The organism is Pseudomonas sp. A014, from assembly GCF_052378495.1.
Lineage (GTDB): Bacteria > Pseudomonadota > Gammaproteobacteria > Pseudomonadales > Pseudomonadaceae > Aquipseudomonas > Aquipseudomonas machongensis.
Genome location: NZ_CP199001.1, coordinates 3,472,210 through 3,485,738 on the forward strand (window position 1 = coordinate 3,472,210; position 13,529 = coordinate 3,485,738).

General features: G+C 63.4%; 11 protein-coding genes. 2 read left to right on the forward strand and 9 right to left on the reverse strand.

The genetic code is table 11. The annotated features are described in order from the left end of the window. Positions 1–35: 35 nt before the first annotated feature. The 3 genes from ACTYOL_RS15730 to ACTYOL_RS15740 all read right to left on the reverse strand — a co-directional run bounded on the left by ACTYOL_RS15730 (position 36) and on the right by ACTYOL_RS15740 (position 2,285). Positions 36–776 (reverse strand): hypothetical protein, encoded by a 741-nt coding sequence (locus ACTYOL_RS15730; RefSeq protein ID WP_153772765.1) that lies wholly within the window; start codon positions 774–776, stop codon positions 36–38. 81 nt (positions 777–857) lie between these two features. Beyond that, positions 858–1,601 (reverse strand): sulfite exporter TauE/SafE family protein, encoded by a 744-nt coding sequence (locus ACTYOL_RS15735; RefSeq protein WP_054892033.1) that lies wholly within the window; start codon positions 1,599–1,601, stop codon positions 858–860. A gap of 48 nt (positions 1,602–1,649) precedes the next feature. Beyond that, positions 1,650–2,285: a LysE family translocator gene (locus tag ACTYOL_RS15740; protein WP_444756546.1), complete on the reverse strand. Its 636-nt coding sequence runs from the start codon at positions 2,283–2,285 to the stop codon at positions 1,650–1,652. Positions 2,286–2,431: 146 nt separating this feature from the next. Between ACTYOL_RS15740 and ACTYOL_RS15745 the strand changes: the two genes are divergently transcribed. Next, on the forward strand, positions 2,432–2,920 hold the full coding sequence (locus ACTYOL_RS15745; RefSeq protein WP_063545292.1) for an Lrp/AsnC family transcriptional regulator: 489 nt from the start codon (positions 2,432–2,434) through the stop codon (positions 2,918–2,920). A 35-nt stretch (positions 2,921–2,955) separates the two neighbouring features. On the opposite strand, the gene codA is transcribed toward ACTYOL_RS15745, so the two are convergent. The 3 genes from codA to codB are packed head-to-tail and all read right to left on the reverse strand — an operon-like array spanning position 2,956 to position 6,675. Next, a complete protein-coding gene (codA, locus tag ACTYOL_RS15750; RefSeq protein WP_054892036.1) occupies positions 2,956–4,197 on the reverse strand; it encodes a cytosine deaminase in 1,242 nt (413 codons plus the stop codon). A gap of 4 nt (positions 4,198–4,201) precedes the next feature. Further along, positions 4,202–5,419 carry a PucR family transcriptional regulator gene (locus ACTYOL_RS15755; protein WP_200603887.1) on the reverse strand — a complete coding sequence of 406 codons (1,218 nt, stop codon included), beginning with the start codon at positions 5,417–5,419 and terminating at the stop codon, positions 4,202–4,204. Further along, a complete protein-coding gene (gene codB / locus ACTYOL_RS15760; protein WP_151924968.1) occupies positions 5,416–6,675 on the reverse strand; it encodes a cytosine permease in 1,260 nt (419 codons plus the stop codon). Before codB ends, ACTYOL_RS15755 begins: the two co-directional genes overlap by 4 nt. A gap of 339 nt (positions 6,676–7,014) precedes the next feature. Between codB and ACTYOL_RS15765 the strand changes: the two genes are divergently transcribed. Next, positions 7,015–8,022: a 5'-nucleotidase gene (locus ACTYOL_RS15765; protein WP_153772770.1), complete on the forward strand. Its 1,008-nt coding sequence runs from the start codon at positions 7,015–7,017 to the stop codon at positions 8,020–8,022. An 11-nt stretch (positions 8,023–8,033) separates the two neighbouring features. Here the strand turns inward: ACTYOL_RS15765 and ACTYOL_RS15770 are convergent, their stop codons facing one another. From ACTYOL_RS15770 to ACTYOL_RS15780, 3 genes are all read right to left on the reverse strand, one after another. Then, positions 8,034–9,272, reverse strand: coding sequence for a hypothetical protein (locus tag ACTYOL_RS15770; protein ID WP_153772771.1), 1,239 nt, complete (start codon positions 9,270–9,272; stop codon positions 8,034–8,036). A gap of 114 nt (positions 9,273–9,386) precedes the next feature. After that, positions 9,387–9,695 (reverse strand): DUF3077 domain-containing protein, encoded by a 309-nt coding sequence (locus tag ACTYOL_RS15775; protein ID WP_153772772.1) that lies wholly within the window; start codon positions 9,693–9,695, stop codon positions 9,387–9,389. A 278-nt stretch (positions 9,696–9,973) separates the two neighbouring features. Then, on the reverse strand, positions 9,974–13,372 hold the full coding sequence (locus ACTYOL_RS15780) for a type III effector HrpK domain-containing protein (protein WP_444756547.1): 3,399 nt from the start codon (positions 13,370–13,372) through the stop codon (positions 9,974–9,976). Between the last annotated feature and the right edge of the window lie 157 nt (positions 13,373–13,529).

Consider the following 13,529-nt stretch of genomic DNA (forward strand, 5'->3'; position numbering starts at 1 on the left):
AGCCCCACCAGGGGCAAATGAAGGTTGCCCCGTCGTCAGCAGTTGCGCAGCTGCCGCAAGCGATGGCGCTGACGCAGCATGACCCAGGTCAGCCCCAGCACCAGAGAGCCCAGCGCCACCACCAGGCCGATCAGCACCTGGCCATAACGGGCCATCAGCGCCTGGAAACCGCTGACCTGGCGTATCACCTGGATATCTGCCGGCCCCTCGGCATGCACGATGCTGATACCACCCTGGGTGATCTGCGAGATGTCGGCATCGAAGTACACCCACACCCGACACACCCCGCCGGCCTCGATGGATGGGATCTCGATGATGTTGGTGGCGTTCTCGGGAATGCTGTCGTCCCCGGCGTCATCGCGCACCTGCACCAGGCCCTTGGCTGGCAGGCGGATGTGCACTTGTTTGAGTGGTTCGTCACGCGTATTGCGCAAGGTGATGAACAACCCGGTGCGATGGTCCACCAGCCCCGCCTCGAAGGGCTTGGCGAATAGTTGCATGTAGGGCGTCTGCGCCTGGGCCACCAGGGCCTCGACCTGATCGCGGCTCAATGCACCCTTGGCCAGCGCCTCGACACCTGCGAACAGCCGCTCGTACTTGAGTTGCTCGCGGGCCTGGCCGATGCGCTCGTTGAACTGGCTGGGGTAGGTCAGGGCCTCGTAGGCGACATAGGCCTTCAGGCCACGATCGTCCTTGAGCGACGCATAAAGCGCGGCGCCGGCGACGACGATGACCAGCAGGCCCGCGAGGGCTTTCCCGACTTTTTCCCAGCTCACCTTGGCGGTTCCTTGTATCGCGGCATGTGCGTTTGCAGACCGGGGCCAAGCGTGCCAAGTAAACCGCCCATAGGCAAGCGTTCAGCGCCCCAGCAACACCGGCACCGACGCCACCAGCATGGCTATCCCCGACAAGGTCAGCAGCCCGAGCACCAGCCGGCGAAACGCCGCTTCGCTGATGCCCAGGTAGACCCGTGTGCCCAGTACCGTAGGGATCAGCATGGCCAGGGCCACCACGCCGAACCAGGGCAGCATCGCCGAAGTCACCACACCGGTGCCCAGGTAAGTGAGCATGGTCACCGCCAGCATCGACAGGTTGAAGTTCTGAATGACCGCGCGCTGGGTGTCGCGGTCAAAGCCGCGCACCGTGCACCACAAGGTCGGTACGGTGCCGGTGAAACCACCGATGCCACCGAGCACACCGCCAACCATACCCACCGCACCGTCCGCCAGGCGATTGCCCGGCACCCTGGGCAGGCGCGGCGCCAGCAGCATCAGTGGGCACCACAGCACCAGCAGGGTGCCGAACACTGCCTTGAACCAGAGCATGTCCAGGTAGGGCAGCACCCACACACCCAGCGGGATACCCGCAAGCCCACCCAACACAAAGGGCCATAGCAACCGCCAACTGAAACCGCGGCGAACGGTGAACACCGCAATCAACTGCCCGGTGAGGCTGCCGAACACCGTGAGCGACGCCGCCAGGCGTGGCTCCAGGCCCCAAGCCCAGAACGACATGGCGACCATGCCGAAGGCAAAACCGGAAAGCCCCTGGACGAAACCGGCGACACAAGCGCCCAGAGCGATGAGGTAGAGCGGGTCCATGGCCAGTCCGTCGAGCGAAGGAAAGCGGCATTCTAGACCAAGCTGCACTCACTGCGGGCGGCCGATCAACGCCAGGCGCAGGCCAAAGCCGATCAACAGGCTGGCGAAGGTCCAGCGCTGCACCACCTCGACCTTCGGATTGCGCGCCATCCAGTAGCCCAACGCAGCGCCGATCATGGCGTAGAACAGGTCGAACAACAGCCCGACGATCACCAGCACCACACCCAGCAGCAAGAACTGCCCACCGACCTCGCCGACACTGGCATCGATGAACTGCGGTAGCAGGACCGAACAGAACAACAACGCCTTGGGATTGCTGATATTGGTCAGCAGCCCACGCCACACCGCCGTGCCGTAGGCGCGTCGGGCCACTGGCATGTCTGCATCGTTGAGATCAGGCACCAGGCTGGGCGCACGAGCGATGCGCAGACCCAGCCAAATCAGGTACACCACGCCCACCACGCGCACCAGCTCGAAGGCCCAACCGACCGTCTTGAGCAGTACCGCCAGCCCCAATGCAGCCAGAGTCACGTGTACCGCTCGCGCAATCGCAAGGCCTACTGCGGTCGCTACTGCATAAGCGCGGCCCTGGGTACTCGAGGTGTGCAGCACCAGCACCATGTCCGCCCCCGGGACCAGGCATACCGCGACCAGCGCACCTATGAACAGCTCCAGATTCGCCATCTTCGCCTCTCCTGCCTGCAAGGGATCACTGGCTTGAAAGCTTAACGAGCAGCGCGCCCGCGTGCGTTGCGTAGTTCACTACACGCGAGAGGATTATTGGCATATCGTGCCAATCACGATTTCAAAGAAACGGATAAATGCCAAAAATGAAACTCGACAACCTTGACCGCCGGATTCTCGCGGCGCTGCAGCGCGACGCACGCCTGACCAATGTGCAACTGGCCGAGGAAGTAGGCCTGTCACCCTCCCCTTGTCTGCGCCGCGTACGCCTGCTGGAAGAGGCTGGAATCATCCGTGGCTATCAGGCACAGATCGACCGCGATGGCGTGGGGCTGGGGTTGACGGTATTCGTTGGGGTGAAGGTGGAGCGGCACACCGAGGCATCGTCCGCCGCCTTTCGCCAGGCGGTCTCGGCGTTGAGCGAAGTGGTCTCATGCCACCTGGTGTCGGGCGAGTCGGATTTTCTGCTGCAGGTGGTGGTGCCGGACCTGCGGGCCTATGAGCGGTTCCTGATGGAGGCGCTGCTCAAGGTGCCGGGGGTGACGGACATCCGCAGCAATTTTGCGATTACCACGGTGAAGGAACAGACGGGATTGCCGCTCGGGCACCTGCCGCAGGCGGTGGGTGAACAGTGATGTGTGGGGGCACGCAGTTGCCCCCACACAGCGCCTCAGGCGAAGCGCTCGACCTGCGCCGGGGTACGGCGCATCAGCACCTTGCCGCCACGCACCGAGACCAGCGCATATCCCTGGCTACGGATCATCTCGTAGTCATCCGGCGCCGACAGCACCAGCAGGTTCGCCGGGCGCCCCACTTCAATGCCGTAGCGCTCGCCCAGGTTCAGGGTGCGCGCACTGTTGTCGGTGATCAGGTCCAGCGCGCGCTGCAGGTCTTCATAGCCGAGCATGTGGCAGATATGCAGGCCCGCTTCGAGGATGCGCAGGATGTTGCCGTTACCCAGCGGGTACCACGGATCGACGATCGAATCCTGACCGAAGCACACGTTCATGCCGGCGCGGTCGAGCTCAGCCACCCGAGTCACGCCGCGGCGTTTCGGGAAGTTGTCGAAACGCCCTTGCAGGTGAATGCTCTCGGTCGGGCAGGATACGAAGTTGATGCCAGACATCTTCAGCAGGCGGAACAGCTTGTAGCAGTAGGCATTGTCGTAGGAACCCATGGCCACGGTATGGCTGGCAGTGACGCGCTCGCCCATGTTGCGCACCCGCGCCTCTTCGGCGAGTACTTCGAGAAAGCGCGACTGCGGGTCATCGGTTTCGTCGCAGTGCACATCCACCAGGCAACCGGTGCGCTCGGCCAGGTCCATCAGGAACTTCACCGACGAAACGCCCTGGTCACGGGTGTTTTCGAAGTGCGGAATGCCGCCGACCACATCGGCGCCCAGGGCGACCGCTTCGGTCATCAGTTCGCGACCGTTGGCGTACGACTCGATCCCCTCCTGGGGGAAGGCGACGATCTGCAGGTCGACCAGGTGGCGGACCTCTTCGCGCACCTCGACCATCGCCTTGAGGGCGACCAGGGTCGGGTCGGTGACATCGACGTGGGTGCGCACGTGCTGGATGCCGTGGTCGACCAATGCGCCGATGGTCTTCTTGGCACGGGCCTTGATGTCTTCGTGGGTGGTGATGGCCTTGCGCTCGGCCCAGCACTCGATGCCCTCGAACAGCGTGCCGCTCATGTTCCAGCGCGGCTCGCCGGCGGTCAGGGTGGCGTCGAGGTGGATGTGCGGCTCGATGAAGGGCGGGATCACCAGGTTCTGCGCAGCGTCGATGTCCGCAGCGTTGCTCAGTGCAACCGCCGCGTCCTGGGGTTCGATGGCGGCAATGCGATCGCCATCGAGCTCGATCCGGAACAGGCCGGTCTTGCCGCGCAGGCGGGCGTTGATGATATTCATGGGGTTACTCCTTGCCTTGGCTTTCGCTCATGCGCCAGATCAGCAGCGCGACGGAAGCGTTCATGCGGAAAAGCGAGTCATCGAGCGACTGTCCGCTCAACTGCTCGATGCGTTGAATACGCTGGATGATGGTGTTGCGGTGTACGCCCAGGCGTTGCGCCGCCTGGGCGCCGTTGCCGTTTTCCTTGAGCAGTACATCGAGGGTGTGCACCAGGGCGTAGGGATGCTTGCGCCCGGCTTCGATCAGCGGGCCGAGGGTCTGGGCGACGAAGTTGTCGATCAGCGAACGGTCGGCAATCCCCTGCAGCAGGCGCAACACACCCAGCTCGCTGAAATCGCACAGGCCAGTAGCCGGGCGCATGTTCTGTGCCACTTCGAGAGCCTGGCGCGCCTCGCACAGGGCCTGACGGTAGTGGGCGCAGTCTTCGGCCAGGCACGACAGGCCCATGAACAACGCCATCTCGCCGGTCACCTCGGCCAGTTGCCGATACAAGGCTGCGAGCGCCGGGCGCAAGTCCGGTGCGTCGGCCAGCAGCAGCACGAAGAGGTCACCCGGCAATTGCGCCATGACCGCCCCCGCAACCGTACGGCACCAGGTCTCCAGTTGCTCTTCGAGCGCCTGGCGGGTGTTCTGCCACAGGCGTTCGGCCTGCTCCGGTCGATGCCGCTCGAACAGGCCATCAACCGCCGACAGCCGCAGCGCGACCACACGGCGGGGCTCGTCCAGCGCCAACTGCAGGTGTGCAGCGCGCTGGCGGGCAATGGCCAGGCTTGGGTAGTCGCCGGTCAACAGCTGGCCGAGAATGTCGTCACGCGAGCGCCGCACCTGGCCCATCTGCACCAGCGCCGTGCCGATCAGGTGGGTGACCACCACCATCTTCAAGGCGTAGGGCTGCTCGATCAGCGGCAGCCCCAACTGTTCGGCACGCTCGACCACCGCCGCCGGGATGTGCTGGATGAAGGTGCCGCCGGTGAGGATCACCATGCCGGCAATACCGACAGCATCGCCATCCTCCACCAGGCTCAGCAGGTTGGCCTCGCCACGCGGATGGTTGATACCGGTGACGAATACCAGTTCGCCGCCCATCACCCATTCGGCAATGCCTTCGTTCTCCGCCACGTAAGGCCAGCGCACCCGCCGCTGCAGGTTGCGTGCACCGGCCCGCACGGTCATCTCTTCGAGACCGGGCAGCCCCAGCAGCTCATCGAGTGCCAGGCTCACGGCTTGGCCTGTGCCACGGGGCGCACGCGCGCACCGACTTCAAGCAGGACGATGTAGCACAGCGCCGAAGCACCGATACCCACCAGCGGGGCGACCCACGGCGAGCTGTAGGCCAGCACCGCCCCCACTGCGTAGGCGAACAGGCCGGCGCGGTTGTAGCGCGGCAGGCTGACCGAAGCCAGGGTCGGATACTTGCCACGGTGGCGGTACCAGAAGTCGGCCATGATCACTCCGCCGACCGGCGGAATGATCGAACCCAGCAGCACCAGGAATGGAATCAGCCATTCATACATGCCACCGATCGCCAGCACGATACCCACGCCGGCCGCCACCAGCGTCGCGGTACGACGACGCTCGCTGCGCACCAGGTGGCAGGTCGCCGCGGCGACGTTGTAGATGGTCGGGCCCTGAATGGTCCAGAGGTTCAGGCACAGCATCACCACGGCGGCGAACGACAGGCCCTGCAGCATCATTACTTCAACAATGTCGGCTTGCTGGTAGACCATCGCGCACCAGGCGCCTGCCACCACCATCAGGCCGTTGCCCACCAGGAACGCCACGACGCTGGCCGTGACCGCCACCCGGCCACTGCGCGACAGGCGTGTCCAGTTGGTGGCCTGGGTCGCGCCGCTGGCGAAGGTGCCGAAGACCATGGTCACCGCTGCCGAGAAGCTCATCGCCTCGTGCGGCACCACGGCCATCAGCCCTTCGAAACCACCCACGTGCCGGGTGGCGATGACCATCGAAATCACCAGCAGCACGAACATCAGGGGCACCGACAGCCGCGACAGCCAATCCAGCCCCTTGAAGCCAATGATCGCGGTGATGCTGAAGCCCAATCCGAACAACACCATCAGCGGAATGGTCAGGCCCTCGGCCAGCCCCAGCAGCTTGACCAGCACGATCGCCACTGTCGCCGTGCCCCAGGCGTACCAGCCCAGCTCAGCGAAACCCAGCAGAAAATCGGAGAGCCGACTGCCCGACTCACCAAAACAGAAACGCCCCATCAGCACCGTGTTCAGGCCACTGCGCGAGGCGATGAACGCGAGCGTTGCCGCATAGATCGCCAGCAAGGTGTTGCCAATGGTGGCGATCCACAGCATGTCGACGAAGTTGAAGGCCATGCCCAGCTTGCCGCCAGCGAACATGGTGCCGGTGAAAAAGGTGAAGCTGAACAGGACCATGGCAATCGGCAGCAGGCCCTTGCGGGCGTGCCGGGGGGCTTCGGTCAGGGGAAATTCGCCGGGTGAGCTCATTTTTATAGTGTTCCAGTGTTGGGGGTTGGCGCTGGCGGAGCAATAAGTGGGCCGGATCCAGGGTAGACGATGTTCAGACTGGGAATTGGGCTTTAACGATATCCATCAATGTGCAACACGCACATAAATTATTGATCAGGGTGAAAAATTGTGGGCTTTATATCTCATTTTGATGCACGCGTGCACCTTTGGGTGGCGAACTTGCACTAGCCCGCCGGGGGATTTCCAGCGCTTTGCGCTGACGAACACCTTGAGCATCACAGCTATCCTTTTATGGCAGTACAATCATGGCCGCACCGCGCCAAGTCTCGGTGATGCCTATCGGTTCAGGACTTCTCAATGCCCTACCCCATCGAACAGAAACTTGTCGTCGGCGTTGCCTCCAGTGCGCTGTTCGACCTCGCTGAATCCGACGACATCTATCAAAGTGAAGGCGTCGAAGCCTATCGCCAGCATCATGAAGCGAACCTCGACAATCCGTTCCCCAGGGGCGTGGCCTTTCCGTTCATCCGCCGCTTCCTGAGCATCAACAAGGCCTTCCCGGGGCAACTGCCAGTTGAAGTGGTGCTGCTGTCGCGCAACTCGCCGGAAACCGGGCTGCGGGTGTTTCGCTCTATCACGCATTACGGCCTGGACATCACCCGCGCGGCCTTCATGTCTGGCCGCTCGCCCTACGAATACATCCCGGCCTTCAATGCTTCGCTGTTCCTCAGCGCCAACGAAGAAGACGTGCAGCGCGCCATCGACGCCGACTATCCCGCCGGCCTGGTGCTGCCCACACGCATCTACGACGACGAGATCGACACCGAGCTGCGCGTGGCCTTCGACTTCGACGGCGTGATCGCCGACGACGAAGCCGAGACGGTCTACAAGCAGCACAACAACCTCCACGACTTCCAGGCCCACGAGTTCGCGCGCAAAGCCATCCCGCATCAGCCGGGGCCGCTGGCGGACCTGTACCGCAAGCTCTCGCACATCCGCACCCTCGAAGACCAGAAGCTTGCGCAAGACCCTGACTACAAGCGCATCCTGCGCATTGCCATCGTCACAGCGCGCAACGCACCATCCCATGAGCGCGTGGTGACCACCTTGAAAGACTGGGGCGTTTCGCCGGATGAATCGTTCTTTCTGGGTGGGATGGAGAAGGACCGAGTGTTGTCCATTCTCAAGCCACACATGTTCTTCGATGACCAGCGCAGCCACCTGAGCTCGGCGGCGGGCAACCTGCCGATGGTGCATGTGCCGTTCGGGGTGGCGAACCGCAACGTCGCCAAACCGCCTGCGCAGATGGAGGTGATGACTCAGGGCATTGGCGAGGCAACGGGTGAACAGGCGACAGGCCGATAAAGGCCGCATGCCTAGCGCTTGTCCTGCAACATTTGCCCACGTATTTGCTCCCAGCCCATTTGCCGGTCCGCCGCCTCTTGCCATTGCGCCCGTTGCGGCTCGCGCTGCACGATTGGCAACAGCAGCGGCGGCAAGCGCTCCACCTGGCTGCTGCGGGTGAAGATGCACAGGCGGGTGTAGTCAGGCAGTTGGTGGAGCTTGGCCCCGAGCAGGCTGTGTGGGCACAACAGCAGCAGGTCGCCGAACGCGAACAACTGGTAGGCCCTGACCTGCACCTTGCCATCGTGACGCAGACGGCTGTGCCAGAGCAGCGGATCGATATCGGCCAGTGTCACCTGGCGATCGAACACGTAGCGCTGGGAGAAGCCCTGGCGCACTTCCAGGCTGCCGGCCACCGAATAGGTGATGCTCGACATCGCGCCCTTGGCGGTGGTGAGGAAGATCACGAAGAACAGCAAGGCGCCGCCGATGCCCGCGGCGACTTTGCGGTAGATATCGCCTTTGAACACGAAGTACAACATCGAAGGCAGCAGGCTCATCAGCAGCGTGAACAGTGAAAAGCCTGCCACGAACGATACCGCCGCCTCGTTATCCCGCCCGACGTAAGTGTCGATGATCAACAGCATCGACAACGAGCTGGCGATGACGGCGAACACCAGGGTGAACGACAGGAATATCCCAAGAAACCAGCGATCGGCCTTGCCCTTGTTCTTCGGCGCCGCGAGAACGAACAACGACCTGAACGACCGGGAGAAGAACAACGCGGCAAACGCCAGCAAGGTGGCTGCCGAGATCAACAGCATGGCAACGCCGGGGCTGAGCATTCGGTGGTAGAAGAAGCCCAGGACGATGAAGGCGGCGTAGCCCACCGCCAACGGAATCACCAGCCACAGCGCGACATGGCGGGTGAGCCAGCGCACCCTGCCGAACAGCGATACCGCCGTGCCGTAGAGCCACGACGAGCCCATCAGGATGATCAGGTGCGAGAACATCACCGCGACGACCACGAACATCCAGGCGGCGAGTGACGACTTGGAATCCAGCGCCGACATGAACAGGTCGGCGCGACCGATGGCCCGGGTGTAGATGTACAGGCTCACGCTGCCGAGGAAGGTCCCGAGGAACACCAGCGTCACGGTGAACGGCGTCCAGTGCGTCAGCACCCGCTTGAGGTTCTTGCGAAACACCTGGGCGAAGGTCGGGCGCACGCGGCGCACCCGGGGTGTAGCGGATTGCGAGGTCCTGCTCATTTCGAGGCCTGTCCATGGTCTGCAACTACGAGGCCCGGGAATCTATCACGCTTGCCCGCGTGAATCCCGGTGTCTGCTTGCCGATGCGTCCTGCATCAAGGGCTTGCGGTATCGCTAGGACCCCTCCTCGACCGGCGCCTCACCGCGTACGATGGTCAGTTGGCCGTCGATCATCGCCTTGCTCATGCCGCACAGGTAATGGGTGGCGCGCATGAGCGGTTCGGCATCCTGTGGTTTGTCGATGGCTCGTCGGGTGAGTTCGGTCACGCAGCCGAGCAGCGTGGAAATTTCCATCAGCGTTTCCTTCGGCGGCAGCCCGGGTATTGCCTGGACCCAGGCCATGCGTGGCTCGCGGCGGATACGTGCGGGTGCGCTGACCAGTTTCAGGCTCCCGCGCTCATTCGATTGGTCGTCGTTGTCCATGGCTCCCCCAGCGTTGGTTGAAAAGCGCCCGTCGCACACCCTCGCCCGTGTTCCAGCCCGACCCACGCGAACCTGGCGTGTGTCTCTGCCCGTCGGCTGAAAACGCGGTGACGATGTGCGACCGGCCCCGGGAGAGTAGAAGCGCGGACGGCGCCACACAACGGCAAAACCCGGGGAAATGGTATCCCCGGAAATGCCCTACGACGTATTAGGAAGGTTCGCGAAATAGCCCCTAGGTCGGTCGCAACCCGCAGGCATGTGCCGACCACGGCGCGTCATCAGGAAGTCCACTCCTCACCACCCGGCCAGTCTTCGGTGGGGATATCGGCCAAGGTGCCATCCTTGATCCCGTCGATGCCGTAGCGCTCGATCGAATCGCCCAGCAACGAGCCGAACTTGTCTGACTTGACCTGCTCCTGCCCTTCCTTGACCAGGCCCGGGATGATCGCCGCCAGCACCGCCACGCCCGCGCCGAGGAAACCCAGCACCCCGGCCGTGGCCGCCAGGCCCGGAAGGAAGCGTGGCAGGTTGGCGCCGAGCAGGCCGAGGCCGCCCTCCACCGCCGAGGCACTGCCCGCCAGCACGCCCAGCGAGCCGGCAGTGATGCCGAAGCCACCGGCCAGCTTGTCGCCACGACGCAGCGCGTTCACACCATCGAAGATGCCATAGGCCCCGGCCACGATACCGGCCAGCCCGCCGATGCCTTTGGCAGCTTCCTCGAAGTTCTTCGCCACCACCTTGGCGTGCTTGCCATCCTTGACGTTGGCCTTGACCTCATCGAGCAGATCGAGCATCACCTTGCCATCTTTCATGTCGGTCAGCGTCTGCTCACCGTTCTTGATCGCCTTGGTCAAGTGCTCCTGATAACCCTTGGAACCGCCCTCAATCAGCACCGTGGTGGTCTGCACCGACCCGGTGGTGATATCGACGATGTTGCGATCGGTGAGCTTGCCGCCGCTCTGCGCGCCACGGGCGATGGTGACGCCGGCCAGGAACAGCCCGCTCACCCCGTGCAGTACGCCGCTGCCGTAAGCACCCTTGGCGTTGCCGTTGGGGTCGAAGTCCGACAGCTTGCCCATCTTGTCCAGAGCCTTGGTGCCCTGGCGGAACAGGTCCCAATTGCCACGGAAGCCCGCCAGCACCTGGTCGGTGGTGGCCACGGTGCCGTCCTGGTTGAGCAACAGCTCGGGGCTTTCGTCGCGCATCTGGTCGATCAGCTTGCGCACCTTGTCCTCGTCCAGCTCTTCGCCACCGTCCTTGCCGAACGCAGTCTTGAGGTCGTCGAAGCTGGCGTCCTTGAACAAATTCTCCTGGGTGATGGTCGAGAAGTTGTCGTTGAGCTGCTTGTCATACTCGGCGGTGAACTGCGGGTCGAGTGCCGAGTTGTAGAGCGCCACCTCAAGGCTGAACTCCGAGGCGGCCTGCTCGGGCGAGTTGTCCTTGAGCAGTTCGCGCATGCGTTCGCCAGTGGCCAACTGATCCTTGTAGAAGGTCTTGAAATCTTCATTGTGCGACGACTTGCCGACCGCGCCCTGGATCGCCTTGGCGTCGTCGATACCGAGGATCGACTGCAGGCTGGTGGCGGTGGCATAGAAGCTGGCCAGCGCAGTGTGCTGGTCGGTCTTGCCATCCTTGGTGTTGGCGTCCCAGGCAACGTCCAGCGCCTTGCCAGACTTGACCTCGTCTTCGTAGGTCTTGCTGACGGCGTCCTTGAGCCCAGGGTTTTCCTCGAACAGCGTCTTCACCGCCTCATCGCCCGCGCTCTTGAGATAGTCGGCGGTTTCCTTGTCGTTCTGCAGGATGGCCATATGATCGTTGATGTCTTCCAGCAGCTTTTGCGGCTCCCAGATCGCACCGGAACGGTTGGCGATGGCGACCTTGCCGTAGTCGCTGTTCCACACCCCGGCATTGGCGCCATCGACCACCAGTTTCTGCGCCTCCTGCAGATCCAGCAGCACGGCGGCCTTTTCTTCGGCGCTGTAGTTTTCCGGATGCACGAAGACATCCTCGCCCAGCTTGCTGGTGTCGACCTTGCCGGTGACATTGCCGGCAGCCACATCGGTAACCAGGCTCGCCAGCCCCTGGGCATCGGTGGGTGCAGAGTTCTTCAGCCAGGTCTGCACGTCCTCGCGGCTGACCTTGCCATCGGGCTTGTCGCCGATATTGTTGCTGGCGGTATCGACCTTGCGGAACGCACCTGGCTGGGCGAAGAAGTTCAGCGCTTCTTGCTCCTGCTTGCTCAGTTGCGGATTCTGCTTGAGGTAGTCCTTGATGTTGTCTGCGGTGACCGCACCGTCGGCGCCAGTCTTGCCGCGGATCGAGTCGTACTTGGCATCGAAGATCGCGCCATATTGGGCGATCTGCCTGGAGCCCGCGTCAGCGTCCGGGTTGGTCTTGAGGAACTCCTTGTAGCTGCCGATCTCATCGTTGGCCGGCGGCTTGGCCAGCGACTCGAAGCCGAACTTGCCGAAGTCCTGCAGGCGCCCGGCCTCGGTGCCGTGACGCGCCTCGCCGCTCTTGGTGAAGCCATCGACACTGCTGTTGGCCACATCCTTGCCGGTGAGCGCCTTGCCGTCCCCGTCATAGCCCACCACTCGGTCGAGCACCTGGCTGGCCCGGAAGGCGGCGTTGGGATCCTTGTCGAAATCGCCGACCTGCTCCTTCAGCGCATACTTCACCCCGCTCTGGTTGCCAAGATTCTTGAGCAGCGGGTTGTCATCGATGATGTCCTGCGCCGAACGCTTGTCGTCCTCGGGCAGCTCCCAGACGATACCGGCCTTTTCCGCCGCCTCGCGACGCTTGTCATCCTTGCCGACGTCGTCGACATGCTGCAGCTCGCCCTTGAGGCTTTCGAACCCGTACTTGCCAAAATCCTGCAGGCGCCCGGCTTCGGTGCCATGCCTGGCATCGCCGCCCTTGGTGAAACCGTCGATGCTGGTGTTGTCGACATCCTTGCCGGCCAGGCGCTCGCCGTTCTCGTCGTAGCGCACCACGTGGTCCAGCACCTGGGTCGCGCGGTAGGCCGCATCGGCATCGTGCTCGAAGTCGCCGACCTGCTCCTTGAGCATGTCCTTGACCCCGCTCTGGTTACCCAGGTTCTTGAGCAGTGGGCTGTCGTCGATGACCTGCTGCGCCGAACGCTCGTCGCCTTCGGGGCGCTCCCAACGGATACCCGCCGCCTCGGCCTTGCTGCGTGCCTCGGGGTCGTCGTTGGCCGCCTCGATGTGCTTGAGCTCACCCTTGAGGTTTTCCCAACCGTACTTGCCAAAGTCCTGCAGGCGCCCGGCCTCGGTGCCGTGCTTGGCATCACCGCCCTTGGTGAAACCATCGACCTTGCCGTTGTCGATATCACCTCCGACCAGCCGCGAGCCGCCCTCGTCGAAGCGCTCGATGTGGTCCAGTACCTGGGTGGCGCGGTAGGCCGCATCGGCGTCGTGCTCGAAATCTCCGACCCGCTCGCGCAGCTTGTCCTTCACCCCACTCTGGTTGCCAAGGTTCTTCAACAGCGGACTGTCGTCGATGATTTCCTGGGCCGAACGGTTGTCGTCCTTCGGGCGCTGCCATTCGATGCCGGCGTCCTTGGCCTTGGCACGATCGACCGCATCGCCCCACTCGGCACTGGCGTCCTTTTTGGTGAGCGTCTTGATATCGGGGGCGTTGGTGACCGGAGCTGACATGCGCGTTCTCCCTGAAGGTGGCTGCCGGGTTGGCGGGCCCGAAGTGTGTGAGTGCAGGGAAAAGCAGCGAGATGACTGAACGATGACAGCCGTGCTGGCGATCAGCCGCTTTTCGCAGCTGCACGCCCGTGATCATTGGGCGGATCGCGCCTGTGAA